The sequence below is a fragment of the Vibrio sp. DNB22_10_4 genome, from assembly GCF_052879755.1.
In genome coordinates this window covers 47,843-73,182 of record NZ_JBNNXW010000014.1, presented here as the reverse complement: position 1 = coordinate 73,182, position 25,340 = coordinate 47,843, and the positions used below count along the sequence as shown (strand labels likewise).

The window sequence follows — 25,340 nt, the reverse complement described above, 5'->3', positions numbered from 1 at the left end:
ACCATGAAACACACTGAAGCCATTAACTTCGTGTCTATCGTTATACCGGTATACAACGAAGAAAACTGTCTACAAGAACTGATAGAACGCACAACGAAAGCCAGTGATAGCCTAGGTAAAGACTATGAGCTGATCCTAGTCGATGACGGCAGTCGTGACCGCAGCGCAGAAATCATTGAGCAAGCATCGGAACAAGAGGGGAGCCACGTTGTTGGCGTTATCCTTAACCGCAACTATGGTCAGCACAACGCGATCATGGCGGGTTTCGAGCAGGTTCGTGGTGATTTGATTATTACTCTCGACGCAGATCTTCAAAACCCACCAGAAGAGATCCCAAACCTAGTTGCTAAGGCTGAAGAAGGTTTTGATTCTGTCGGTACGGTACGTAAAAACCGTCAAGACAGCGCGCTTCGTCGTTACCCATCGAAGCTTATCAACAAGTTGGTGAAACGCTCTACTGGCGTTGAGATGAATGACTATGGCTGTATGCTTCGTGCATACCGTCGTCATGTTGTTGATGCGATGCTTGAGTGTCATGAACGCAGCACCTTCATTCCAGTTCTAGCAAACGGCTTTTCTCGTCACACGACAGAAATCGACGTTCACCACGATGAGCGTGCAGATGGCGAGTCAAAATATAGCTTTATGAAGCTTATTAGCCTAATGTTTGACTTGATTACCAGTATGACAACCGCGCCATTGCGTTTGCTAAGCATTGTTGGTGGTGGTATCGCTGCGGCGGGTATCGCATTTGGCATTATCTTGATGCTGATGCGCATTATGTTTGGTTCTGAGTGGGCAGGCGATGGTCTGTTTACGTTATTTGCTATCCTATTTGTGTTTGTGGGTGCGCAGTTTATCGGTCTTGGTTTACTCGGTGAGTACATTGGCCGCATATACTCTGATGTTAGAGCGCGCCCTCGTTTCTACGTGCAAGACGTGCTGGTGGGTGAAGCCACTAAGCAAGCGCGTGAAACTGATGAATTAAAGAATAAAGAATAAGATTTATATCCAGAGGAATATTCCATGAAAGTAGTCGTGTTTGCCTACCACAATATCGGTTGTACTGGTGTTCGTAGCTTGCTTGAAGCAGGTGTAGAAATCGAAGCGGTATTCACCCATGTTGATGACAGCAACGAGAATGTATTTTTTGAATCTGTAGCAAAACTTGCAGCCAAAAACGGTATTCCAGTTTACGCACCAGAAGATGTGAACCACCCACTATGGGTTGAAAAGATCCGTGCAATGAAGCCAGATGCATTGTTCTCATTCTACTATCGCAACATGATCAGCCAAGAAGTGCTGGATATTGCACCAAAAGGTGGCTTTAACCTACACGGTTCTCTGCTTCCTACTTATCGCGGCCGTGCTCCAATCAACTGGGCACTAGTAAACGGTGAGACAGAGACAGGTGTAACGCTACACAAAATGGTTCAGAAAGCGGACGCTGGTGATATCGTAGGTCAAGAGAAGATCGCGATCACTGACGAAGATACTGCTGAAACGCTTCATAAGCGCATGAACGTTGCATCTAGCGACCTGCTAAGCAAAGTACTACCAACAATCGTTGATGGGTCTTTCAAAGCAACCGCTCAAGACGAAAGCAAAGCAACTTACTTTGGTCGTCGCACTCCAGCTGACGGTGAGATTAAGTGGTCAAACGATTCTCGCACCGTATTTAACCTAGTACGAGCTGTGACTGAACCATTCCCAGGTGCATTCACTTTCCTAGGTGAGCGTAAGCTTATTATCTGGAACGCAGAAGCAAGCGACAAAACTTACGACGTGACTCCAGGTACTATCGTAGCTACATCACCACTGACTATCGCTTGTGCTCAAGGTTCATTGATTGTTAAGTCTGGTGAAGCGGAAAACGGTCTTTACCTAGGTGGCGAGCAGCTAGCTGCTGAGCTTCACCTTGTTGAAGGCATGCGCTTTGGTCCTCAAGCAAGTGCTCTTATTAACGCTAAGAAGCGTCAAAAGGTACTTATCCTTGGTGCAAACGGCTTCATCGGTACTCACCTAACTAAGCGTCTACTAGACGACGGTGGTTACGAAGTTTATGCAATGGACATGAATTCGAACCAAATCGAAGAGCACCTAAGCCACCCAGATTTCCACTTCGTTGAAGGTGATATCACTATTCACAACGAATGGATCGAATACCACGTTAAGAAGTGTGACATTATTCTTCCACTAGTGGCTATCGCAACACCAATCGAATACACGCGTAACCCGCTTCGCGTATTCGAACTCGACTTCGAAGAGAACCTGAAGATCGTTCGTGCGTGTGTGAAATACAACAAGCGCATCATCTTCCCATCGACGTCAGAAGTGTACGGCATGTCGACGGATCCTGAGTTCAACGAAGATACATCACCACTGATCGTTGGTCCTATCAACCGTCAGCGTTGGATCTACTCAGTATCTAAACAGCTACTTGACCGTGTTATCTGGGCTTACGGTAAGAAAGATGGCCTTAAGTTCACACTATTCCGTCCGTTTAACTGGATGGGCCCACGTCTAGATAGCTTGAACTCTGCACGTATCGGTTCTAGCCGTGCGATCACTCAGCTTATCCTAAACCTAGTTGAAGGTACGCCGATCAAACTGATCGACGGTGGTGAACAGAAGCGCTGCTTCACTGACATCTCTGAAGCGATTGAAGCGCTATTCCGCATCATCGAGAACAAAGAAGGTCTGTGTGACGGTCAAATCATCAACATCGGTGCACCAGAAAACGAAGCGAGCATCAAAGAGCTTGCTGAGACATTGGTTGAGAAGTTTGAGAACCACCCACTGCGTGATCAATTCCCTCCATTTGCTGGCTACAACCTAGTAGAAAGCAAAGCGTTCTACGGTGACGGCTACCAAGACGTTCAACACCGTAAACCAAGCATCGCAAACGCGAAGAAGCTGCTTGATTGGGAACCAAAAGTTCACATGAACGACACAATCGAAGAGACGCTAGATTTCTTCCTTAAAGGTGCAGTAGCAGAAGAGAAGTAATGGAACAGAATGAAGTCACTAAAGTCGGTCTTCGTATCGATGTAGACACTTTTAGAGGCACCAAACTTGGTGTACCTAAGCTACTCGAAATATTCGAGAAGCACGGAGTGAAGGCTTCATTCTTCTTTACTGTTGGACCTGATAACATGGGGCGCCATATATGGCGCCTTTTGCGTCCTGCATTTTTGAAGAAGATGCTTCGCTCAAAAGCTGCGAGCTTATACGGCTACGACATCCTGATCCGTGGCACTATTTGGCCAGGACCTGTCATTGGTAAGAAGCTCCGTCACATCATTGAAGCGACCGATACTGCGGGTCACGAGATTGGCCTACATGCTTGGGATCACCACAAATGGCAGATGAAAACTGACACTATGTCAGCAGAGCAGCTGCGCAGTGAGATCACCAAGGGCTACGATATACTAAAGGCAATCACTGGTCGTGACCTGCCTTGCAGTGCGGTTGCCGGTTGGCGCTGTACAGATCAAACTTTGGTCGAAAAAAACGCATTTCCTTTCCAATATAACAGTGACTGTCGTGGTGATTCTATCTTCTCTCCAGGTGAGGGTATGGCGCCGCAAATTCCTGTTACACTTCCTACTTATGATGAGTTAGTCGGCCAAGATGGCGTCGACAATAGCAACTATAACGACGCTATTCTTAAGCTCATCAAGCGTGATGCTCTAAATGTTTACACCATTCATGCGGAAGTCGAAGGGATAGTTTGCGCTGACATGTTTGAAGAATTGATTGTCAGAGCTAAGCAACAGAATATAGAATTCGTGCCCATGATAGATCTGCTTCAAGAAGCAGAGATGCCACTTCCAAAAGATTCGATAAAAAACATCGAGATGGAAGGGCGAGAAGGGTGGCTAACGCACCAAGCGTCTTTTGTTGAGCGCATGGGGCTTTAGTTACGGCGCGTTGGGTTTAGTTTCTTGTGCGCTGTTTTTACCCCCTCTAACTCCCCCTTATCAAGGGGGAGAACCGGACAGGCAAAGCCTGTAGCTTTTGCTCCTCCCCTTAATAAGGGGAGGCTGGGAGGGGTAAACAGCGCGTAAATAAACAACACAACAACATTATTAAGTGCCATCAATCAGAGCCCATGACTTCATGGGCTTTTATTCAATTGGATGAAGAATGCAACAATCACGAATTAACTGGGCGGTCTGGGTACCGCTGTTTTTTATCGCGCTTTACATATTACCGCTCGACTTACGTCCACTGTGGTCTCCGGATGAACTGCGTTATGGTGAGATCTCTCGTGAGATGGTCGCGTCAGGAAACTGGATTGTTCCTACCTTCAACGACTTGCGCTATTTTGAAAAGCCGATCATGGGCTACTGGTTCAATGCTATTGCTCAAGTTGTGTTTGGTGATACCAATTTCGCAGTGCGTATTGCGTCAGCATTGGCAACCTTAGGTGGTGCTCTATTCCTAGTGTCGCTGGTAAGCCGTATGGCAGATCGTCGTCAAGGTTGGTTAACTGCAGGCGTGTTCTTGAGCATGTTTATGGTTGCCGCAATTGGTACCTACAGCGTGCTCGATGGTATGCTCGCATTTTGGCTAACGGCTTGTTACGCGTCGTTCTATTTTGCGACAGAAGCAACGAGTACCAAGCAGCGTTGGCTGCACTATGGCCTCGCAGGTTTCTTCTGTGGTTGTGCCGTTCTTACCAAGGGTTTCCTTGCACTCGCACTACCCGTGATTGTGGTTGTGCCATATATGATTTTGCAAAAGCAGTTCCTTGAGATCCTTCGTTGGGGCTGGTGGGTGATGCTAGTGGCATTTATTACCTGCCTGCCTTGGTCACTTGCAGTACATGCTGCCGAACCTGACTACTGGAATTACTTCTTCTGGGAAGAGCACATTCACCGCTTCTCTGCAGAAGACGCACAACACGCAGCACCGATTTGGTATTACGTTCCTTTCTTATTCTTGGGTACGCTTCCTTGGGTATTTTGGGCGCCATCAGCCACAGTTCAGTTGAAAGGCGAGCTTAGCAAGCCACTGATCCGTTACTCAATTTTGTGGGCGTTGATGCCATTTCTGCTGTTCTCTTACGCGAGTGGTAAGTTAGCAACCTATATTCTGCCGTGTATGGCACCTCTTGCGATTCTGCTGACGCACGGCATTCTTAAAGCGTATAGCAAGAAAGCGAAAGGCTTAACGATTGGCTCGCTAGTTAATGGTGCGTTCTTCGCGATTGTGGCGATCGCTCTGATGGTTATGTTCTTTATGGGTAAACTGCCACTAGATGAGAGCGAGTCGTACCGTCCATGGATTGCTCTGTTTATTCTAGGTTTCTGGGCAGCGTGTGCATTTTATGCCGCTAAAGCTAAGGCATTTGAGCACAAGTTTGCAGCTTATATGCTCTCTCCATTGGCGCTGTTTGCGTTGTTCTCAACCGTGGTACCAAACACGACCATTGACTCAAAAATGCCAGGTCGCTTTATGGAAGAGTTAGCACCGAAAGTTACCGATGAAATGGTGCTGATTGCTGATTATCCAGATACCATGTCTGCACTGAACTGGTATCTAAAGCGCACCGATGTCTACCTAACGAAAGGTATGGGTGAAGTTGATTATGGTTTGGCTTACGATGATGCGAATCATCGTTGGGTACCATTTGCAGATCTTGGTGACTTTATTAAAGAGAAGCAAAAGACGGCACCAGTGCTACTTCACTTTAGGAACTTGCCTGCATTGCCAGCTGACTTCCCTGTCGCAGATGATCACGTTGATCGTGGTCGCTACCATGCTCTGATCTTCAATAAAGTACCGGCTGAGTAATGACGGTACTGCTGTACATCATTTCCGTTCTGGCTAGCTCGCTCAGTCAATATTGGCAAAAGCGAGCAGCTATGTACTTTGAAGAGAACCCACAGCTGACGATGATGGGTAAGCTATTTAGTTTTCCAATGATCTTGGGCATCGGCTTTTTGGGTACCAGTGCGATTACTTGGCTTGGCGTGTTGAGCCAGTGGGACGTGTCAGTCGCTTACCCTCTGCTCAGTGTCAACTTTGTCATCATGTTATTGGTGTCTAAATTTGCTTTTGGTGAAGTGATTGTGCCAAGACAGTGGCTTGGTGTCATGATGATCATGATTGGTATCGGTATCATTGGGGGCGCGCACTGATGGTATTGAAAGATCTCAAAACTGGGCTTCCTATTGCGCTGGTTAGTGTGCTGCTTATTTCGGTCGCACAACTAGCAATGAAATGGGGAATGGGTGGATTGTCCGCAGGGTGGTCAACTCTACAACCAGCTCTGATGGCAATCGATGTGATAACGGTTGTGGCTGAGTTTTGGCCTGCGTTACTTTGCGTCGCTTTCGGTCTTGGTTGTTACGCGCTGTCTATGGGATGCTGGGTTATGGCATTGAAGCACTTACCACTTGGTGTTGCTTACCCGTTGCTCAGTCTTAGCTATGTCATAGTTTACGCTTTAGCGGTTACACTTCCTTGGCTTGATGAGCCATTTAGCTGGGTGAAGCTTTCTGGCATCGGCTGTATTCTCCTTGGCCTCATTCTCATCTTTACTGCAAAAAAATCCAGCTCTTGAGCTGGATTTTTTAGATATTGGTCTGAGGTTACGTGTTAACGACCGCGTCCATCAACCATGATTTTCAGCGTCTTAAACACAATATGCACATCCGTCATTAGCCACGATTTATACGATGATAGGGACAGCGCATAACTGTGGTCGAATCCCACTTTGCTGCGCACATCCTCAATGCATGTGTCATAACCTTGGTTAACTTGAGCAAGTCCGGTGATGCCTGGGAGTACGTCATAAGTGCGTTCAACAAAGAATGGAATATCGTTTTCTAGTCTTTGATAGAAGTCCGGGCGCTCTGGACGTGGACCAATGAGCGACATATCTCCACGAAGTACGTTAATAAACTGTGGCAGTTCATCGAGACGCGTTTTACGCAAGAAGCGGCCAACGGGTGTAATACGAGGGTCGTTTTCTGTTGCCCAAGTCGCCCCTGTCCGTGATTCTGCATCGATGTACATGGTTCTGAACTTCAGCACGTGGATAAAGTCCATTTTTGTTGGGCTCCATTTACCAACGCGAAGCTGCTGATAAAAAATTGGACCTTTTGACGTCAGCTTGATCGCTAATGCAACTGGGATAAAGCAGATACCGAGAATGAGCATGCCTACACTCGCGCCGACCAAGTCAAAGATACGCTTTGAGGTACGAATCAGAGTTTTTTCCATATTAACCTTTTTCATGTTCACTCTCCTGTTGTGGTAGACGTTTCCATGCACCGTTCTCTAAGCCGATCAGATAGCGAAGACCACCAATTAAGTTTGCAGTGTGTCCAACGACTAGGTACGTAAATGCACGTACTAGCTTAACGGACTGTAGTTTTGGGATAAGTACGCTGATGGCTACTGAGCCATAGAGCGCCACTTGTAGTAATAGAAAGCTGGTAAATAGTGCACTGCTCGGTGCCAATATGGCTGAGGTAATCAGGCAGATGATCATCAAGTAAGGGGTTAGCACTCTTAGTCCTTTTCCAGAAAAGAAGGTGAGTGCCGTGCCCTTGTGGTGCGGTGCAAACAGTGGCAGTAAGGCGATAATTTGCTGCATGTTACCAGCAGAGATTCGTAATCGACGTTTAAAGTCTTGGCTAGTGCTACTACTTTCCATCTCAATGGCGTTCATATGCGGCTCGTACACAGCACGATAGCCACGACGAACGATGTTCATCGGAATAATGAAATCATCATTGATGGTGTTGTATGGCAGTGCTTCAAATAAGTTTGCTCTAATGAAGTAGAGCGCACCATGAGCACCAATCGTAGAGCCCAGAGTAGACTCGCTGTATTTCACCTGATTCTGGTAGCGCCAGTAAAGGGACTCACTGCGCTCATCTTGCTCTAGTAGCTGATAAGTCGAGTTAACCACACCAACACTGCTGTCCTGAAAATGATGGGCGGCGAGCTTTAGAGCATCGATTGAAATCAGTGCCGACACATCGGAGATACATGTGATGTCAGTTTCAATCGCTGACAACTGTTGATTAAGTTGGAACACCTTTCCTTGGTTATCCGTATTGTCGATGATTCTAAATAGAGTATCGCAGCAGATGGCCTCTTGAATGGTTTCTTCCGCAACAGTGATGGTGTTGTCAGTGCTGCCGTCGTTGATAATGATGACTTCTAGTTTATCGCGCGGATAATCGAGTACTGCGCAGTTGCGGATCTTATCGGCTATCCATTTATCCTCGTTGTAAGCAGGGATGACGATAGTGATCGATGGTAACGCCGCATTTTTGTCTACTTTATAAAGCGGCCCCCGCTTTGCTTTAGGTAGCGGATGACGTGATGCCCACCATTTCAGTAACAAAGGGTATATAGCATGGTGGTAGACAATAAAAAAAGCACTCGTCCAAAATAAGCTGATAAGTAGTGTTTGCATATCTATTCCTTGAGTAGCGTCAGTCATCAGTTAAGCCTTAACCGCCAGTGCGCGGTAAGCTTGGCTCATGGTGCGAACATCGTTGTGCTCGACCACAAAATCTCTCGGTGTAAATAAGTGGCGAGTCGCAATGGCTTTCTCGAGTGTGGCCAATAGTGAAAAGACGCGTTTCGATTTCGTCGTGAGACCGGAAAGAGGACACAAAGTTTCTCGCGCTGCACCGACATCGGTTACCACAACAGGGATATTGCACGCCTGAGCTTCAAGTGGAGACAGTGGAAATCCTTCACAGCTTGATGGTAAGCAGAACAAGTCCAGTGACTGATAAAAACTTGGCATATCGCTCACTAATCCCAAGAAGTGAACGCGATGGCTGATGTTTAGATACTCGCAAAGCTGCTTTAACTCTTGCTCTAAAGGCCCGGCGCCGGCAATCGCTAAGTGCGTGTTCTCAGGTAGTCGTGATACTGCTTTAATGAGCGTAGTGTGGGACTTAACCGGAACCAATCGGCCAGCAGTACCAATAAGTAGAGTGTTTGCTGGTAGCCCTAGAATGCGTCTCGCGGCAGCTTGGTTAGCAGGAACAAAGCGATTGCAGTCGATTCCATTTTTAATCACCTTTGACTCTGTAAATGGAAACAGCTCATTCAACTGTTTGCTAACTTCGTCCGCGTCTGCAACTAATATAGGGTTCACTAATTTTAACGCTATCGTTTCAACGTGGCGACGTTTGGTGTTTTGCAGGTGCCACATGTCGTGTTCAGTATGAATACAAGTTGTGATGCGCGCCATTCTCGCGGCGATGCCACCGTAAAGAAGTGGGCCTATATGATGAGTGTGAACTACATCGGCATTTAGACTTTTGAGCTCGGAGCTAAGCTGTTTGATGAGTGATAGCTGAAGGCCTTCTGCTTTGTCTAAGAACACTAACTGCGACTGGAAATGTCTCAATATAGGCCAGTGTGGAATCGCTTGTTGCTGGGTACCTTCCAAGCTAATGATGTAGCAGCGCTCGTGAGCGGGGGTTTGTTTTAGGAGCTCAATGACCATGGTTTCAAGGCCGCCTGGTGCTAAATGTTGAACAATATGCACTGTGGTCAGTGTTGCTTTTTTGCCTTGAATCCTTGTGGATTGATTGTGCTGAGTTGCCATCATTCTCGTCTCCTTACTTGTATAATTCGCCGTTCTCGTTGTGTTGCAAATTAACGATGGCAGCGCTGATTGCTAGAAGAATTGCACTTAGTGTGCCAAGAATTTAATAACAGCTAAAACATAGGGTTATGGAAGGCTGCATGTCATTTCTCGAAATGACATGCAATTTAGCAAAACTAGAAACTGATTTTGGGAATAGCTGTGATGACCGACAGCTTGGCGTCTTCGAGTTGCTGGCGACGGCGAATGGTCGTATCAAATAGCTCGAGGAAGATCGCGGTGCCAATCCCAAGTGCGATCCCTGCAATAACCCCTAATATTGCGAAAACGATAGCTGGCAAATTGGTGGAGCTGCTGGGTGTGTAGGGTAGGTCAATCACTTTTACGCGTTTATTCTGCTCGAATATACCCAATGAGCCGGTAAGCTCAGCCATTTCGTAGCGCTCGACCAGTTCATCATACAGTTCGCGCTTTAGCGTGACGTCACGTTGCAGGCGCAGCAGCTGCTTGGCGTTGCTACCATAGTTTTTCGCATTTTCGGTAAGTTCGGCAATCATCGACTCTAGGCTTGAGGTCTCTTGTTTCAACGACTCGTATCGTCCGCGCACCATTTGAAGGTTTTGAAGCTGGGTAATCAACAAGGGTTGAAACTCGCGGCTACTGCCGGTACCTACAGCGCTGGCAATGTCCCATAGTTGGTCGGAGTCTAATCCAGTTTGTTCACTGCTTAGCAATATAGAGCGCTCTTGCTCTAGCCTTTGCAATTCACGGATCTTGGCCTGTACGGCGCTATGAGAGGCGGTGTACTTGGCTTTGAGCAGAGTCAATTCGCTACGTATTTCAATGATTTGTTCTTCTAAACGGCCAACGATTGGATTGGTTTTTGAAAGCTGCTGATCTAAGGTTCCGAGACTTTTCTCAATACCCGCAAGCTCAGCCTGTTTCTCTGCAAGCTTTTGTTTGAGTTTAGCCAGGCGGCTTAAATTCTCACTTTGCATCTCAGGCGTGGCAGCTGAGTGCGCATTATAATACTCCGCCAATGCTTGCTCCGCCTTTTCTAAGGCTTGTTTGCGCTTCTCAATATGAATGGTTAGGAATTCGCTCGAATCGCGTATAGATGACCGCTCAGGGGCAAGCAGCTCTTCAATAAAATGCACACTAACTGACTCAAGCAAAGCTTTCATGCCATCGGGTGAAGAGGCAGAGTGCTCAATTTTGATAAAGTCTTTACCCAGCTGGTTGACCGTTAAGTTGGACGAGATATTAGCAATGATTTGATCTTGCTCGTAGGGACTCATGGCGTCGTTAATAAGATTCAAGTCGCTTGCGACCGAGAGCAACACATGACGACTGTTGAGCAGGGTTTTTAGTGCCGATAGACGTTCTTTGAGCATGGTAGATACCGCAATATCTTCAAGAAAAGGGTTCATTTTCGCAGTTTCTTGAATCAACATGCTGGTGTGGGATTTGTATTTAGGTGGCGTCATCGCGCCAATTGCATAAGCAATGATAGGCATCACTAGAATAGGGATGACAATCGCGTAACGGCGACGCCAAGCCGCCGTAAGCATTACCAATAGACGTATTTTAAGCTCGCTCATAGTGCCTCCAAATACAGCTCGAGTGTGCTTGCTCTATTGTCCCAGCTGTCGCAGTCGACTAACCCTTTGGGTAGGGAGTAACTCTCGTTGGCGATTCGATTTAGTGTAACCACCATGTCTTCGACATTGTTAACCACATTCACGTGTTCGCGGTAGCCTGTAAGAGCAGGAAAGTCGGTACTGACTACAGGCCTTCTTGCCGCTAGGTACTCTTTTAGTTTTAACGGATTGCACGCCTTGATTTGCTCATTGAGTACAAATGGCAGCAGGCTAACGGTCCAATGCTGACTGTAGCTTGGCAGCTCATGATGAGGCTTTGCTCCGAGATAAAACACGTTATCTGCTGCGGCAATAGGCAGCTTACTAAGCTCAATTTGGCCGATAAAGACGAAGTCCCACTCTGGCAAAGCAGCAATGGTTTGGTTGAGCAGTTCATAGTCGAGCCAATTTGATAGACTGCCGTAAAACCCTGCAATCGGTCTGCCTCTATTGGGTAAATCTAGCGCGCGCTGGGCTGGTTTAGAAAACTGTTCGCTATCTACGCCATGGCTGAGTAAACGGGTTTTATGGCTCGGGAACTTTGTGCATAGCTTTTCGCTGGCGGTGATCACTAAATCTGCCTGTTCGACTAGTCCGTTTTCATGTTCGAGAACGGTTTCGTGATCCACGCCGGCCAGAGCGCCAAAGTCATCACCGCAGTAATAAACAATTGAACGCTGGCCAAGGAGCGCACATACATCGGATGCGGTGGGTAGTGATGTCCAAACAATAGGATCGTTAAGCTGCAGCTCATCGATCATCGGCTTGAGTTGGTGCGCCATCGCTTTTGCTGCTAGCTTACGGCTCCAAGCCGCTCGCGGTGCTGGCAAGGTGTGAATATTAGCGATAGTCATGCTAGCGGGCTTATTTAAGCGCGTGGGCTGAAACTGGCTAGCTTTACCCTTACCAAGTACTTTGCCAAGTGCGCGTTTCATATCATTTGTCGTTAAGCGCGGCTGCCTAAGGCCAATCGAATTGACCCATAATACTTTTCTTTTGCTCGCTAAGCGCTTTATCAAATGTTGCGTACTGGAAGGTAGCGCTCCGTAATCTTCACCGAAAACAATCAGATCTCGCATTGCTCTATCCTCTTATTGGGTGATTTTTTTGACTGCTTTGGCCGGTGAGCCAGCGGCGATCACATTAGCCGGTAAATCGTGAGTTACCACGCTCCCCGCAGCGACGATAGTCCCTCTACCAATCGTCACGCCAGGCTGAACGGTGACCCCTGTTGCTAGCCATACATCTTGTTCTAAAACAATGTCACCCAGCCTATGGTCTTCATCTGGAGCTCCCAAAGCACGCTGCTCGGCATTTAAAGGGTGCCCTGAATAGCCAAACAGCTGACAACGGCCAGCAATACGCACGTTGTCTTGAATTTCCACTTTTCCTGCTACGGCAATGGACACTTGCCAGCCGATATCGACATTACTGCCAACTTTGAGGGTTGGAATGACTGATGGGTCTGGATGAGGGGTGGTGCGGCCACTCAATGTGGTGTGACCGGATACACGGCACTCATTGCCAAGCTCAATTTTTAGTGGGCCGGTCACCAAAGGAAGACCGCTGTAGAGATAGAGTGAATGACCGCAGCTAGCAAGGCGTCCTTTAAATGCTGGCGTGTAAATAAAAAGGCGAGTTATCGTATCGAAGCCGCCTTTTAACATCGTGATGAGACGGTACATGACTTTGTTGTAAACACTTGGGGTTGGGATCCCTGCTGCGCGCGCTCGTTTCAACATGGTAAACAGGCGACGCATTTTAGGATTTGGGTGGCTGCGAAGCCAAGTTTTGAAATCAAATGAAGTTGCTGTAGCCATAATCATGTTCCTTGTACTTTCCATGAACTAGCGAGATGTAGTCATTTCCAACTGTGTCCTTTGTTCAATTCAAGAACTGAGCCAATAATTTTTTGTAATAAAAACAGATGATTACTTTTGTTCTGAGTCAGAGGTTTGGCTTTTCTCAAATTGAGAAGCGATTTGTGAGACGGCTATGGTGAGTGCAGCGAGAATATAAATCGGCCATACGAACCCTTGTGTTAAGAAGGTTCCGGATACAAAAGTGCCAACAAGCCCGCTGTAAACGGCCATGGCCATTGAATGAAGGTAAGGAGGGATATTTTCACCACTATCAAGGTTTCTAAGAGTTTGCCTAGCGCACTTAATCAAACTGGTGATAAACAGTAAAAAGACCGTTAGGCCGAGAAAGCCAGACTCTGCAAGTACGCCGAACCAGGTACTGTGCACGGCGTGGTTGAGTCCATCCCAATGAGGACTATAAAAGAAGTAGTTGTAGTAGAAGTTGTCTAAGCCAACCCCGAGAAGGGGATTATCGACAGCCATTTTAAATGCCGCTTCCCAAGCATAGACGCGCCCCATAGCTGACTCGTCGATACCCGACTCGGCAGCGCCCCCTGAGGAGCGGCTTGAAATACCGGCAACAGCGTAGAGTATCACCGCGCCAAAAAAGCCCAGCGAACAGAACAGCACTTTCGATTGGATAAATCGCCAACCGAACACGCCGAATACAGCGAGCGAGCCAAGCAGGCCGCCTCGACTTTGGGTGGCAAGAACTGCGAAAAAGAGAACGATGGAAGTGGTGGCTGCGAGCAATCTCATCGGTATGCCGACGCCTCGGGTAGTGGCGGTGGCAACAGTAAAGGCCAATGGGAACATTAACACGAGTGCTAAATCATTCGGGTCGCCAAGCATAGAGCCAAAGCTGCGTCCGATTGTGACTCGTGAGCCTTCAACCAGACCTATACCGTTTATCGAGTTGGATAGCGCTTTACAGCCGACAATGAGCCCTGCAATAACAATGGCGAAAGAGAATCGCGACAGTTCTTTTGATGACGTGATTAGCCAAGATACCGCAAGCGTCATAATGATGATTTTTACATAGTTGCCGGTGAACATTGAGATGGCCACGCCTTTGTTTGACGCAAAAGGGATTCCGACGATCACGAGCCCCCAAAATACCAGCAACCAAAAGTAGGTGGGATGCCAATAGAGTCTTAGTTTTTGGCTAAATACGGTATGCCAGATGAGTGCGGCTAGTGCTCCAGCAGACAACATCAATGGAATCTTAAGAGGGTATAGTACTGGGAATACTTCATGAATGCGGAAAAACGAAAACACGATAAACAGAGTCACTAGCCAGAAAGTTTGACTAAGTACCACCAAGATTCCAATCGGTAACAGCGCGACCACTAGGCCAATCACAGGATGTGGTGCCAACACCCACGCTGCCCCAACCAAACCACACAAGACCAAACTCAGCACAATGTGTTTGCTGTGTTTAGCATGGTCGGTTGAAGGTGTGGCGGTTGATTGAGTCATAGTTACCTAGCATTGTGTCAGTTGTTAGCTACTAACTAGGCAAATAGAGTGCCAAACATCGGAATTCACCGCAGGCCTTGTGTAGTGGGATTTCTGGAGGGAGTGGAATAAGTTCTAATTAAAGAAACAGAGTGTTTCTCATTTTGGGAATCAAATTGAGTGGTGAGATTTACGCTTTGAGCCCATACACCCCGAGCATCGTCGGTATTACTACATCGGTAGAGTAATTGAGTTCAATGGTTTGCTGGGCGTGATACTTGATTTGCGAGCGTTTTGCGTCTGAAAGCGAAAACCAATTGTTTAGTGTGTCTCTCATATCTTCGGGACATGAGGTAATCCAGCCATTGCTGCCAGTATCAATAACACTAGGGAGCTCACCAAGCTCGAAACTTATCACGGGTATTCCTCTAGACATGGCTTCTAGTGCTGCCATCGGCAACCCTTCATAGCGTGATGTAATCAAAAGAAGATCGACGCTTTGCCAAACCTCATTCATATTGGATTGGTGCCCGTGAAACTGCACGTTTGGCGGAGCAATCTCTTTTAATAGCGTTTCCATCGGTCCTGAACCATAGATATGAAAATCATGACTTGGAAAGTGTGTGGCCATTTCAATAAAGGTATCCGGGCCTTTTTCTTCACTTAACCTGCCGACAAACGCGACACTACGCGACGCAAGTGACACAAGCGGCGCTTTGGGGACAAAGTTTTTTACTAGTATGCTTTTGTAAGGAAGCTTCGATTGAATAGTACGACTAACGCAGATACGTTGTTCGCTGAGGAAAGCACTGAATCTATCGAGAGCATCATAAAGTTTGACGCGACCTTTTGGGGTTTCTCCTGCGTGAAAGCTTGAAACAATACGAATTGAGTTGGTATAGCCAATAAGGCGAGTGACTCTCGCTAAAAGGCTGCCTTTATAACCATGCGTATGAATGACCGCTGGGCGTTGATTTTGCTGCTCAGCGCTAGAAATGGCCTCTTTCAGACGCAACAGTGGGTGAGTGTTGGGATACTCACGGCTCAGGGTCATGGTAGGAATTGAACTCTGGTTTAGCGCCGTTTCTAGCGGAGGAACTGGGTGGTATTCGTTGGAAAATACCACTTTTACCTGGTAGTTATGGGCGAGCAGTCCCTTGGCGAGCTCCAAGACATGAGTCTCTATGCCGCCAAATGAGCGGCTATCGAGCAGTAACCAAATCACCGGATTAAGAGGCACTGTCTTCGGCTTCCCATGCTTGTTTTTTACGATATACGGTGGAAGGGCTGAGTTCTAGTAACACCGCTGCATTGAGTACATTACCATCGCAGTAGTCAATGGCTTGCTGAATGGTCTCACGCTCTATTTGCCACATCGGGCGGATGGTCACCCCTTGAGCGTTGTTTGGTTCTGCATTTGGCGGGGTGTTACTAACTGCGCTCTCCATTGGCATAGAAGTAGTGGCCATTTCAGGGGCAGCTTCTACTATCGGGCTAGGCGCTGGGCTGGTCTGCTGTACGACAGAAAGACGGCTATTAGGTGCGTGCGAGGCCGATGGTTTAGTTGCAGTGGAAGCCATGACTTCGGGTGGTAGATGTGATACTCCGAGAGACTTTTCATCATTAAGCACCACAATATTACGGATAATATTTTGCAGCTGACGCACGTTGCCCGGCCAAGTATAGCGTTTCAGATAGCGCTGTGCTTCCTTCGCTATGGTTTCAAACTTGCGCCCATCTTGCCTAGAATAGATACGTAGGAAATGTTCGGCTAGCGTGACGATGTCACGGTCACGCTCCCGAAGTGGCGGCATATGGATGGGAACAACGTGGACGCGATAGTAAAGATCTTCTCTAAAGCGGCCTTCTTGAACCTCTAAAAGTGGGTCACGGTTGGTCGCGCAGATAATGCGGACATCTACTTTGTGTTCTTTGGTTGCTCCCAGAGGTGTAAAAGTGCCTGTTTGTAGAAAGCGCAGCAGTTTTTTCTGCATTTCCAAATCCATTTCACAAAGCTCATCCAAGAATAAAGTGCCACCGTCAGCGAGCGAAGCGGCGCCTTTACGGTCAGTTGCTGCGCCAGTAAAGGCGCCTTTAACATGACCAAACACTTCGCTTTCCATCAGATCTTTGGGAATAGCACCGCAGTTGATGGCAACAAATGCCTTGTCTTTGCGGTTACTTTCATTGTGAATGGCATTGGCGCAAACCTCTTTACCTGTGCCACTTTCACCAATGATAAATACACTGGCGTTGGTGTCGGAGACCGCATCAATGATTTGATATACCCCCTGCATTGGGATACTGGCACCAATAAAATCATGGAAGCGTTCGCGATCCATTTTTTGCTGAATATCATCCAGCATGGTTTCAAGCTCAGCTTGCTTAAGGTGGATCTGGATCGAGGTTTTGAGTCTGTCAGCGCGGATGGGTTTCTCTAAGAAATCTTTCGCGCCTTTTTGAATTAACTTCACTGCCGTGTCTACGCTACCGTGCGCGGTAACGACCACAACGGGAATGCTAATATTCTTCTCTTCAAGCCACTCCAAAATCTCGTCCCCTTGCATATCGGGTAGCTGAAGATCGAGGATGATAAGAGAAGGGATCGTACGTTCAAGTATGCGCTTTGCTTCACCGCCTGTTGCGGCATGAAGTAAGTCAAAAGGTTCATTCTTTAAGTATTGTTTGTAGAGAACGGCGAGAGAAGACGAGTCCTCTACCAAGAGTACCTTGGGTGTCATACTTACAATCCTTTGTTTGATTAGGCGCTGTTCTTTTAATGATAGTACATATTGTCAAATTGCAACAAAGTATCGTCTGTTAAGGTACTGAATAATAACAATTTGACCAGGATTCTCTCAAAATGAGTGCTCAAATCGATTGAGATAGGAAGCGGTTATTACGAACTTTGGTTTTCATCCAGTTGGTTACACGATTGGGTAGCCAGCTCAAGCGATCGATTTCTCTACAAATCTCACTGGCAAGAGAAGGTTGATCTCGATAGTTGAGCACGGAACCAAGCAGTTGAACTGACGTGGCGTCGTTTAATATTTGTGTCGCTTCTGTCACCTGATTGGTCATAGTGACGCCGCTTAGTACCACTAAGTAGGTGCCGTCGCAGGCATTGGCCACGACTTGAGCCGGTATGTTGTTTTGATTAACGTTGAGAATGGGGGAAGTATCAAACACAACGCGGTCATATTCTTCCAACCAACGCTCTGTTTGCTTGCGAAGCTGAATTGGGTCTTTAAACTGCAAACGTGTTTTCGGGTCGCTTGGTACACTGACACCCAAAAATACTTTGGGAGACGAGGAGTCACTGTTTTGCTCCTGAAGTAATTGACTCGAGGTGTCACTGTTTTCCGAAGGTATATTAAAATCGAGTGGTACTAAACTAGGTCGAAACACATTTAAATCGATGAGCAGTGTTTTGTAGCCAGCCAGCAGATAACGTTCGGTTAGCGCTTTTGCTAGTGTTGTCGTACCTTCTCCACTATTACAAGCGGTCAGGCAAATAGAGCGGCACTGCTTTAACTCAGCATTTAGATACAGCTCTTCAATCTCAGCATGAGTGGCAGGTATCGTCATCACAGGGCTCCGATAATAGCAATGGTCGAAACGATTCGGAAAATATCGGTGAGACCTAGGCGTGCTTGCTCAGCAAAGCTGTTACGGCGATCGGGTACATAAACGGTATCGCCAGCGCGAAGTACAGGTAGCATTCGAATGTCTGCTGTTTTACTAAACTCAACTAAATCAAATGAGCGAGCTTGCCCTTGGCAGCACGACATATTGACGATGCTGATTTTACTGACATAAGCACGCTCATCCGGCCCGCCAGCTTCGGCTAAGATATCTAAAATTGTCATGTTGTCATTAAACACATAACGGCCTGGGCTTTTCACTGCACCAAGTACTCGAACCGTTTTTTCTTTCGGTTTATCAAGCCAGTTCTTGTTTTTCTCCGGGACATAGATGGTGTCACCCGGTTTCACTAGCGGTAAAATGGACTCATCACCTGTTTCAAAGTAAGTCGACAAATTGAGCCTACTTACTTTTGCATAAGGCTTGTCGCGATGTGTCACACGAATGTTGTGAATGTCGGCGTCTTTGGTTGGTCCATCTGCAGCTGAGAGAATATCGAGGAAATGCATCTCATTGGTAAAGCGATAGCGGCCAGGGGCATTGACTTGACCAAATACGTAGATGGAGGCGTCAGAGCTTTGTCTTACCCACTGAGCTTTGTTGTCAGAAGGGTCTTGCGGAAGATCGTGTACCCTTACTACCGCGCCCGCGCCAATAAAAGGCAGCTCAGATTGTGGAGCGCCTTTTTTAATAAACTCATCGAGGTTAAACACAACGGTTTTTCCGCCGTTTGCCACTTCGATTTTAGAGGTGTCTGCTCGCCCTTTCGGACCTCCAACGTGTGCCAACAAATCCATCAGATCCATTTCATCTGACCATTCGATGCGACCGGGTCTTACTACTTCGCCAATGACATTAACAGCGCGGTCAGGTGAGATTTTTAACCATGACTTTTCATTGATATCTGTTTTCTCTGGTACAAAAATCGCATCACCAGCTTCAATAAGGGGCGCTTGAGCAGTGCTTAGACCTTCGGTGTAAGCTGTCAGATCAAAAGGTATAATTGAACCGTCAGATTTAATCACTCGCATTTGACGAGATTCTGCAAAACGCGTTGGGCCGCCGGCATTGGCCAGAATATCCATAAATGTCGCGCCGGGCTTACCCTCGAACGCACCTGGTGCTGCAACTTCACCCATGACATAAACGGTGTTCGAGCCGGATTTAATTTCCTCTTCCTGCTTAGGCACAAATATGGTCGCGCCCGGCTGCAATGGTGGGAGTAGTGAGGTGTCACCACTGTCTAAGTAGCGTTTTAAGTTGAAAAGAATAGGGGAGTTATTGCTGATAACTCGAATTTGCTCGACGCTGGCATAACGTGTGACACCGCCTGCACGCATGAGTACATCGACAAGATCGGTATTGGCTTTGTAAGAAAAAGAGCCCGGTGCGTTGACCTCACCAAACACCTTGATCGCTTGACGTGAGTCTGCACTGTCTCCAGAGTCGGCGAGCTTTGCTGCGTCAAACTCTTGCTCAACATTACCCACAAGCGGTGAAGCAGGAACAAAAAGGATATCTAAGGACTCCAGTGCGGGTAGGTCTCTGTCATCACCAGTATCAAGGAACTGTTTGTAATCAAACTCAATGCGATCTGCGCCGCGGCGGTGAATCATTTTATTGAGCTGCGCCCCGGCTCTCAGGCCGCCAGCGGCTTGCAGAGCCATTTGTACGTTTGAGTTGTAAGGGATGGTGTACTCTCCGGGCGCCTCAACATAACCCTGTACGGAAATCAGGATCTGACGCTGGGCGATGAATACTTTGACGTTGCTGGTATCGCGAAAGATCGTGCCAAGGGCATCAACTACGACAGATTCAAGCTGGGTTTCATCAAATCCGGCAACGAAGACTTGCCCGACTTCAGGAAGATTGATACGACCGCGTTTGTCGACTTGAAATGCTCGGTTAAGGCTCGACTCTCCGGGTAGATCAACTTGGATAAGGTCGCCAACTTGAACATTTTTTTCGTCGGCGAGTGCAGCAGGGCTGAGCACAACGACGATCATTGCCAATAGCAGTGTTGCTAGGGTATTGAGAAGCTTCATCATTGTGCTCCTTTGTTAGCAGCTCCATTTCCAGTACGGCTACTTTCTGTGGTGCTATAACTTTCTGTAGCGCTATAGTTATCAGCAATGACATCAACGCTTACGCGTCGGTTGGTGAGCATGACACCCGGTGTGTTTCCTTGATACAAGGGCAGCTCTTCACCTAAAGAATGTGTATCGATTCGATTAGGCGCTAATCCAAAGATAGTAAGGTAACGTTTTACTTGTTGCGCACGTCCTTTGGCGATTCGCTCGTTGTATTCTTTAGTCCCGGTCGCATCGGCGTGGCCTGTGACCGACAGTCGAATGTTCGGATACTGTTTTAAAATGTTAGCTGCCTCTGCTAAGTGACCCATATATTTAGGGTTAACTTCAATCGAGTCATAGGCAAACTGGTTGTCGACGTTTAAAAGGTTGTAGATGCGTCTTACCACCGACATTTGGTCATCAAATGCCGCTCCTTTCGCTGGTGGTGCGCAGGTTGCTTGACTTAATACGTAGTCTAGTCGTAGCTCTAGGTCGTTCAATTTTTTTCGCTGAATAACGATGTCGTTGGCGGCGTCAATCCACAGCCCGCCCTCAAGCTCCCGTGCGATACGGTTTTGCTTCTCCTGAGCTTGCAATACTGCGGCAGGAAAGCACCATTGAGCGCCTTCTTGGATGAGAGAATCTAAGTGGAGTTTGGTCAGTTTCCAATCGAAGCGTAGCCCATGCTCCGGGCCGAGTGGTTCATCAGGCATGACAGGTGAAAAGTCGGATCCTACATATTGTTCGGCAATGCCTCCGGTTCCATCATCAGGATAACTGGTACATGCAACCAGAAGACTTGCCAAAATACAGGTTAATGCTTGTTTCATACCCGTGTTTACTTCCATGTAGTGACCACCTATTTTGCCAACTTTTTAGTCTAATATTTTGAGGCTATAAGTACTCGTTACTGGCGTGAGTATTGACTGGAATCGCCTGACCAATTCTAAGTAACTTTATGATTTGCAGGGGCTGTCCTGTGACATTTTCCAGACGCATTTTTCGTTCACGTTCAACGAGTCGCTTATACAAATAAACAATAGCACCGATGCCAGAAGAATCCATAAAGCGCACTTGTTCTAGGTCGATTTCCACTTCTTGGTGTCCATCATTGTGAATGATGTCATCAATTTGAGCTTGAGCCGATCGGCTGCCTCGAGCATCAAAATCGCCTAAAACTTTTACTTGAAGGGTTTGAGTGTTGGTTTCTGCTTTTAGTAGTTCCATGGTCTTGTCCTCGTCCTGAATGGCCAAATTGTTTCTACACTGATTAGATTGCATGGAGTGTGCCAATTATTTAACAGTTTAATTTCAATGATTTAGATTTGTCTTGGTGTGTGTTTATCAAATTGAAGTCGTGATTCTCAAATTGAAAATCGAAATTGCTGGTTGAGAAGTAAGAGAAATTTAGCGGAATGCGTCAAAGAAGTGAGTTGATTACAGTCACAAGTATGTTTAGCTTGCTCTACCACTCAGGCCGCTGGTAGGGCAGGCTAAGCGGCAGAGCAAGATTCATTTAATAGATGATGGCCGTTTTCACCATAGCCTTGAAGCGGCGAACGCTAGGGTAGGTGATGAAAGTTTGCACATGTTTTGCTGTGCGATGGAAATAACCTTTGTGCTGCGAAGCATACTCACAATAGGCGTCCATCAAACGCTCATCAACAAAGCGCTTTGCTTTAGAGCACTGAGCTTGAGCAAAGCTGACGTGACGCTGAGCAATCGTCTTCATCGCCTCAATGCGTTTTGGCACATTGGAAGAGACGCTACCTTGGCGCATCAGGTAGTGCATACGAATTTCGTTGGTAAACGACACGTCGCCAGCTTCACTGAGCTTTAACCACAGATCCCAATCACTGGCACTTGGCAATTCACAGTCAAACCCTTGTACTTGAAGGTAAGCATCACGTCGACACATGACCGAAGAAGTGCCGACAATATTCTCTTTAAAAAGCATCGCGGTTGCATGGTTTAGCATTTGATAGCCGGTAGTGGCAGATTGCGATTCAATGTGGCGTTGAAACTCGGGCCAGTATTGAAAGCACGGAATGATAAACTCGTTAGCTTCATTGATATGCTCGTAATTGGTAAAGCTGAGCACGCAGTTTGGGTGCTCACTCATAAAAGCCACCTGTTCGGCGAGTTTACTGTGTGTCCACAAATCATCAGCATCTAAAAATGCTATCCACTCACCTTTGGCTTGCGCTACGCCAAGATTGCGAGCGGCGCCAGGCCCTCCACGCTCACTTAGAATGAGTGAGATATGTGGATGGGTCTTACTTAACTCAGTTAAGTACTCACGCGAACCGTCCGTGGAACCATCGTCAACGAACAGGATTTCGTAATGGGTATAAGTCTGCTGCTCAATGCTTTGTAAACACTGAGGAAGGTACGCCAAACAGTTGAAGTTTGGAATGACAATACTGACGATAGGAGTTGAATGTGAAGTCATGTTGGAATTCCTTATAAACGTTTAGCGAACGTATCAGTGCGGATTGAGTTGTCGGCTGGTTTTGCTTTAGGTCGCCAGTTCTGCATCAGCCAAAAGCTGAATAGAGCCGTTTGTACTAGCCAGCCTGCTACCAGATAGATTGGTGAGAATTGGTTGAGAGCGATAAAACCTGTTGCCCAAGCTAAGTGAGTAGCAAGTTGTATGTAGTGATGATTCAGCACCAGGCGCTTTTGGCTGGCGCGGTCAAAGAGATAGGCACGAAGCGCATAGAGCAGGACAAAGGCAAACACAACGCCTTGTATTCCAAATAGCCAACTTGACAAGGTAAACACAGTGAGTGCTGCTACTGCCATAATAGTGTTGATTTTTAGAACAATTTTCGGCTGTTTATCAATGTAGCAACCTGTGGTCAAGGTATGGGAAATTTGCTTAAATGCGATGCCTAGCGCTAGCCACGGGATCCATTGTGATGCTTCGTGATAGCGTGCTGGAAACCAGTTTTCAATAATAACCGGTGCGAACAGAGCAATACTCATCGCGAACCAAATGGTGGTGTGGCAAAGGGTTTCAGCGATTTGGACTGTTTTGACTTTGCCGTTCTCTTCATTAAGTATTTGAAAGCGTTTTGGAAACCACCATAGGGTTAGAGGCTCGCACAGAAAGGCAACAATAAGGGCAAATTGCATCGCGATAGCGTATTGAGCCAATGATTCTAGCCCCACCGTCGCTGCTAAGATCCAGCGCTCAGCACCTGCTGCGACAAACAATAGCGATCCAGAGAAGATAAGAGGTAGCCCATAGTGCCTCATTTGTTTTGCGATGTGAGCGTCCCAGCTAAATGAAAGTGAACACCATTGTTTGACTAATAGAAGGGTTGCTAAGTACAGAGACGAGAGTAGACCGGAGAGCAACACGCCAGTCAATCCTAAACCGTAATGTAAGAAAGCAAAGGTTAAAACGGCTTGAATCACAGCTTTGCTACTTGTTAACAAAAAGAACAAGCGCGCATTGTCAACTAATCTTAGCCAGGTTAGCGGCATGTTGATGGCACAGCTGACAATCAGGGTCAACGTGACCAAAATAAAATCTGTGCTGCTGATCTGTGTCCATGTGGACAACACAAAAAGACCAATTGGTACGGCAGCGATGAGCGCCATGACTGCGATAATGAGCTGTTGAATCGTGGCGGTGCTGTTTAACGTGTCAAACGCGTTGCCTTTTGCCTCTCCTGCTTGCTTGTACAGCGCTTCTATCAAACCAAAACCAAGAATAATGCCACCAACGTTTAATATGGACAGCCATAGATCAAGCTGACCGTAGTCCGTGGTAGACAGCGCACCTGCAACAATCGGCAGCATGATAAACGATACGCCTTTCATCAAAACTAGCCCTGCGGCGTAGTAGAGCGACTGTTGGATAGCGCGGCTCATAGCGTGGCTCCTTGTAACTGGTAGTTGCTTTCAATAGCGGTGGCCAGTTTTTTCGCTGAGTTGCGAGCACTATAAAGTCGAGTCACACGAGTTCGCGCCTTGTTTAGCTGGCTCATTCGCTGCGAAGTGGTCAGTGAATACGTTTTGACGATGGCGGCTGCCAAACTTTGTGGGTCTTTTGGTGGTACTAAGAGTCCGGTACCTTCAACGATCATCTCTTTGCAGCCCATGAAGTTACTGCAAATCACCGGCAGTCCGAGTGCCATCGCTTCTTTTACCACGACTGGTCCTGTGTCTCTATCGCCGTCACGAGCTTCACAAAAAGGGGTGCAAAGTGCTAAGTAGTGTGCGGCGTTATCAATAATCCATTCGGAAGGACGGCTACCAAGAAAGTGTACTTGCTCAGCAATGCCCAACTGATGGGCTAGCGCGACAAGCAGGGACTTCTGTTCGCCATCCCCCACAAGATCCAACATGGGACGTTCATCATCCGGAAGTAGCGACATGGCTTGAAGAAGATCAATCAGCCCTTTTTTCTCGGTTAGGCGGCCGACAAAAAGTAAACGCCCATTGTGATGTTGACGAGGATGAAATGGATAGCGGCTAAGTTCGATCCCACATTCAACTAAATGAACTGGGTGGTTAGGTGCAAGCTTTAGAAACTGGTCACACATATCTTCACAAACGCAGACTGAAAAGCTGGAAGACTCGAGCTTGAGAGCCAAATCGGCCGGGCGCGCATAAACATCGTAACCGTGACCGACAAAAGAGACTTGGCAACCTGAAAGCTGACTGGCCGCAATCGCCGTCGCTGCGGTATGCAGAGCAAAGTGCGCGTGCAGGTGGTTACATTCATTGTCCAGTGCCACTCGTGCTAACTGTCCTGCACTGCGGATCAATGACTTCTTTGGAAGGCCGTTTTGACGAAGAATGAAGGACAGTGCTTTGATGCTTCTAAGTGGGTTGCGAAGCCAAATGGCGAGTGCCGAAAAATTGCTAACGCTAGAAAGAGCAACAGCCTTATCAAGCAGCGGCCTATCAACAGGCTGACCACCATCTTGATGGATATTGAAGGCAAAGGGCTTCACCTGATATCCCAGAGCTTCCATCGCACGTATCTCTGTGCCGACGAAGGTTTCTGACAGAACAGGGAAATCACTGAGTACGTAACCTAAGGTTTTCATTG

The 25,340-nt window shown here is 47.2% G+C and carries 22 protein-coding genes; 6 read left to right on the top strand and 16 right to left on the bottom strand.

The genetic code is table 11. The features are described from left to right. Positions 1-3: 3 nt before the first annotated feature. From arnC to arnF, 6 genes are all read left to right on the top strand, one after another. A complete protein-coding gene (gene arnC / locus ACVA6Q_RS21165; RefSeq protein WP_353498354.1) occupies positions 4-1,002 on the top strand; it encodes an undecaprenyl-phosphate 4-deoxy-4-formamido-L-arabinose transferase in 999 nt (332 codons plus the stop codon). 24 nt (positions 1,003-1,026) lie between these two features. Beyond that, positions 1,027-3,009 carry a bifunctional UDP-4-amino-4-deoxy-L-arabinose formyltransferase/UDP-glucuronic acid oxidase ArnA gene (arnA, locus tag ACVA6Q_RS21160; protein WP_418641581.1) on the top strand — a complete coding sequence of 661 codons (1,983 nt, stop codon included), beginning with the start codon at positions 1,027-1,029 and terminating at the stop codon, positions 3,007-3,009. Further along, positions 3,009-3,923, top strand: a complete 915-nt coding sequence (arnD, locus tag ACVA6Q_RS21155; RefSeq protein WP_353498356.1) for a 4-deoxy-4-formamido-L-arabinose-phosphoundecaprenol deformylase — start codon at positions 3,009-3,011, stop codon at positions 3,921-3,923. Before arnA ends, arnD begins: the two co-directional genes overlap by 1 nt. 226 nt (positions 3,924-4,149) lie before the next feature. Then, positions 4,150-5,802 (top strand): lipid IV(A) 4-amino-4-deoxy-L-arabinosyltransferase, encoded by a 1,653-nt coding sequence (arnT, locus tag ACVA6Q_RS21150; protein WP_446648857.1) that lies wholly within the window; start codon positions 4,150-4,152, stop codon positions 5,800-5,802. Continuing rightward, on the top strand, positions 5,802-6,149 hold the full coding sequence (locus tag ACVA6Q_RS21145; RefSeq protein WP_353498358.1) for a 4-amino-4-deoxy-L-arabinose-phospho-UDP flippase: 348 nt from the start codon (positions 5,802-5,804) through the stop codon (positions 6,147-6,149). The genes arnT and ACVA6Q_RS21145 overlap by 1 nt, the downstream gene beginning before the upstream one ends. Next, the gene (arnF, locus tag ACVA6Q_RS21140) at positions 6,149-6,574 is read left to right on the top strand and encodes a 4-amino-4-deoxy-L-arabinose-phosphoundecaprenol flippase subunit ArnF (protein ID WP_353498359.1); all 426 of its coding nucleotides are present in this window, start codon (positions 6,149-6,151) and stop codon (positions 6,572-6,574) included. The genes ACVA6Q_RS21145 and arnF overlap by 1 nt, the downstream gene beginning before the upstream one ends. Positions 6,575-6,609: 35 nt before the next feature. On the opposite strand, the gene ACVA6Q_RS21135 is transcribed toward arnF, so the two are convergent. From ACVA6Q_RS21135 to ACVA6Q_RS21060, 16 genes are all read right to left on the bottom strand, one after another. Continuing rightward, the gene (locus tag ACVA6Q_RS21135) at positions 6,610-7,251 is read right to left on the bottom strand and encodes a sugar transferase (RefSeq protein ID WP_353498360.1); all 642 of its coding nucleotides are present in this window, start codon (positions 7,249-7,251) and stop codon (positions 6,610-6,612) included. Next, positions 7,238-8,443: a glycosyltransferase family 2 protein gene (locus tag ACVA6Q_RS21130; protein WP_446648856.1), complete on the bottom strand. Its 1,206-nt coding sequence runs from the start codon at positions 8,441-8,443 to the stop codon at positions 7,238-7,240. The genes ACVA6Q_RS21135 and ACVA6Q_RS21130 overlap by 14 nt, the downstream gene beginning before the upstream one ends. A gap of 30 nt (positions 8,444-8,473) precedes the next feature. Next, positions 8,474-9,598, bottom strand: coding sequence for a glycosyltransferase (locus tag ACVA6Q_RS21125; protein ID WP_446648855.1), 1,125 nt, complete (start codon positions 9,596-9,598; stop codon positions 8,474-8,476). 173 nt (positions 9,599-9,771) lie between these two features. Then, positions 9,772-11,196: a GumC family protein gene (locus ACVA6Q_RS21120; RefSeq protein ID WP_446648854.1), complete on the bottom strand. Its 1,425-nt coding sequence runs from the start codon at positions 11,194-11,196 to the stop codon at positions 9,772-9,774. Next, on the bottom strand, positions 11,193-12,314 hold the full coding sequence (locus ACVA6Q_RS21115; protein WP_353498364.1) for a glycosyltransferase: 1,122 nt from the start codon (positions 12,312-12,314) through the stop codon (positions 11,193-11,195). The genes ACVA6Q_RS21120 and ACVA6Q_RS21115 overlap by 4 nt, the downstream gene beginning before the upstream one ends. A gap of 12 nt (positions 12,315-12,326) precedes the next feature. Further along, positions 12,327-13,055 carry an acyltransferase gene (locus ACVA6Q_RS21110; protein ID WP_446648853.1) on the bottom strand — a complete coding sequence of 243 codons (729 nt, stop codon included), beginning with the start codon at positions 13,053-13,055 and terminating at the stop codon, positions 12,327-12,329. Between the two features lie 111 nt (positions 13,056-13,166). Then, positions 13,167-14,576: an O-antigen ligase family protein gene (locus ACVA6Q_RS21105; protein ID WP_446648852.1), complete on the bottom strand. Its 1,410-nt coding sequence runs from the start codon at positions 14,574-14,576 to the stop codon at positions 13,167-13,169. 169 nt (positions 14,577-14,745) lie between these two features. Continuing rightward, complete coding sequence (locus tag ACVA6Q_RS21100) at positions 14,746-15,795, bottom strand: glycosyltransferase family 4 protein (RefSeq protein WP_446648851.1); 1,050 nt, start codon at positions 15,793-15,795, stop codon at positions 14,746-14,748. Further along, complete coding sequence (locus ACVA6Q_RS21095; protein WP_446648850.1) at positions 15,785-17,296, bottom strand: sigma-54-dependent transcriptional regulator; 1,512 nt, start codon at positions 17,294-17,296, stop codon at positions 15,785-15,787. The genes ACVA6Q_RS21100 and ACVA6Q_RS21095 overlap by 11 nt, the downstream gene beginning before the upstream one ends. 130 nt (positions 17,297-17,426) lie before the next feature. Then, entirely contained in the window at positions 17,427-18,143 is a 717-nt protein-coding gene (locus ACVA6Q_RS21090) for a chromosome partitioning protein ParA (RefSeq protein ID WP_446648849.1), read from the bottom strand. Next, the gene (locus ACVA6Q_RS21085) at positions 18,143-20,206 is read right to left on the bottom strand and encodes an SLBB domain-containing protein (protein ID WP_446648875.1); all 2,064 of its coding nucleotides are present in this window, start codon (positions 20,204-20,206) and stop codon (positions 18,143-18,145) included. Before ACVA6Q_RS21085 ends, ACVA6Q_RS21090 begins: the two co-directional genes overlap by 1 nt. Positions 20,207-20,244: 38 nt before the next feature. Beyond that, positions 20,245-21,120 (bottom strand): OmpA family protein, encoded by an 876-nt coding sequence (locus ACVA6Q_RS21080; protein WP_446648848.1) that lies wholly within the window; start codon positions 21,118-21,120, stop codon positions 20,245-20,247. Positions 21,121-21,166: 46 nt separating this feature from the next. Further along, complete coding sequence (locus ACVA6Q_RS21075; RefSeq protein WP_353498372.1) at positions 21,167-21,499, bottom strand: STAS domain-containing protein; 333 nt, start codon at positions 21,497-21,499, stop codon at positions 21,167-21,169. Positions 21,500-21,788: 289 nt separating this feature from the next. Next, positions 21,789-22,724, bottom strand: a complete 936-nt coding sequence (locus tag ACVA6Q_RS21070) for a glycosyltransferase family 2 protein (protein WP_353498373.1) — start codon at positions 22,722-22,724, stop codon at positions 21,789-21,791. A gap of 11 nt (positions 22,725-22,735) precedes the next feature. Next, a complete protein-coding gene (locus ACVA6Q_RS21065; RefSeq protein WP_446648847.1) occupies positions 22,736-24,154 on the bottom strand; it encodes a lipopolysaccharide biosynthesis protein in 1,419 nt (472 codons plus the stop codon). Further along, entirely contained in the window at positions 24,151-25,338 is a 1,188-nt protein-coding gene (locus tag ACVA6Q_RS21060) for a glycosyltransferase (protein ID WP_446648846.1), read from the bottom strand. Before ACVA6Q_RS21060 ends, ACVA6Q_RS21065 begins: the two co-directional genes overlap by 4 nt. Positions 25,339-25,340: the final 2 nt, after the last annotated feature.

What these genes read in the sequence shown, in the direction of transcription:
- arnC (WP_353498354.1), top strand. Translation starts at nt 4, where the DNA reads ATGAAACACACTGAAGCCATTAACTTCGTGTCTATCGTTATACCGGTA.
- arnA (WP_418641581.1), top strand. Translation starts at nt 1,027, where the DNA reads ATGAAAGTAGTCGTGTTTGCCTACCACAATATCGGTTGTACTGGTGTT.
- arnD (WP_353498356.1), top strand. Translation starts at nt 3,009, where the DNA reads ATGGAACAGAATGAAGTCACTAAAGTCGGTCTTCGTATCGATGTAGAC.
- arnT (WP_446648857.1), top strand. Translation starts at nt 4,150, where the DNA reads ATGCAACAATCACGAATTAACTGGGCGGTCTGGGTACCGCTGTTTTTT.
- ACVA6Q_RS21145 (WP_353498358.1), top strand. Translation starts at nt 5,802, where the DNA reads ATGACGGTACTGCTGTACATCATTTCCGTTCTGGCTAGCTCGCTCAGT.
- arnF (WP_353498359.1), top strand. Translation starts at nt 6,149, where the DNA reads ATGGTATTGAAAGATCTCAAAACTGGGCTTCCTATTGCGCTGGTTAGT.
- ACVA6Q_RS21135 (WP_353498360.1), bottom strand. Translation starts at nt 7,251, where the DNA reads ATGAAAAAGGTTAATATGGAAAAAACTCTGATTCGTACCTCAAAGCGT.
- ACVA6Q_RS21130 (WP_446648856.1), bottom strand. Translation starts at nt 8,443, where the DNA reads ATGCAAACACTACTTATCAGCTTATTTTGGACGAGTGCTTTTTTTATT.
- ACVA6Q_RS21125 (WP_446648855.1), bottom strand. Translation starts at nt 9,598, where the DNA reads ATGATGGCAACTCAGCACAATCAATCCACAAGGATTCAAGGCAAAAAA.
- ACVA6Q_RS21120 (WP_446648854.1), bottom strand. Translation starts at nt 11,196, where the DNA reads ATGAGCGAGCTTAAAATACGTCTATTGGTAATGCTTACGGCGGCTTGG.
- ACVA6Q_RS21115 (WP_353498364.1), bottom strand. Translation starts at nt 12,314, where the DNA reads ATGCGAGATCTGATTGTTTTCGGTGAAGATTACGGAGCGCTACCTTCC.
- ACVA6Q_RS21110 (WP_446648853.1), bottom strand. Translation starts at nt 13,055, where the DNA reads ATGGCTACAGCAACTTCATTTGATTTCAAAACTTGGCTTCGCAGCCAC.
- ACVA6Q_RS21105 (WP_446648852.1), bottom strand. Translation starts at nt 14,576, where the DNA reads ATGACTCAATCAACCGCCACACCTTCAACCGACCATGCTAAACACAGC.
- ACVA6Q_RS21095 (WP_446648850.1), bottom strand. Translation starts at nt 17,296, where the DNA reads ATGACACCCAAGGTACTCTTGGTAGAGGACTCGTCTTCTCTCGCCGTT.
- ACVA6Q_RS21090 (WP_446648849.1), bottom strand. Translation starts at nt 18,143, where the DNA reads ATGACGATACCTGCCACTCATGCTGAGATTGAAGAGCTGTATCTAAAT.
- ACVA6Q_RS21085 (WP_446648875.1), bottom strand. Translation starts at nt 20,206, where the DNA reads ATGATCGTCGTTGTGCTCAGCCCTGCTGCACTCGCCGACGAAAAAAAT.
- ACVA6Q_RS21080 (WP_446648848.1), bottom strand. Translation starts at nt 21,120, where the DNA reads ATGGAAGTAAACACGGGTATGAAACAAGCATTAACCTGTATTTTGGCA.
- ACVA6Q_RS21075 (WP_353498372.1), bottom strand. Translation starts at nt 21,499, where the DNA reads ATGGAACTACTAAAAGCAGAAACCAACACTCAAACCCTTCAAGTAAAA.
- ACVA6Q_RS21070 (WP_353498373.1), bottom strand. Translation starts at nt 22,724, where the DNA reads ATGACTTCACATTCAACTCCTATCGTCAGTATTGTCATTCCAAACTTC.
- ACVA6Q_RS21065 (WP_446648847.1), bottom strand. Translation starts at nt 24,154, where the DNA reads ATGAGCCGCGCTATCCAACAGTCGCTCTACTACGCCGCAGGGCTAGTT.
- ACVA6Q_RS21060 (WP_446648846.1), bottom strand. Translation starts at nt 25,338, where the DNA reads ATGAAAACCTTAGGTTACGTACTCAGTGATTTCCCTGTTCTGTCAGAA.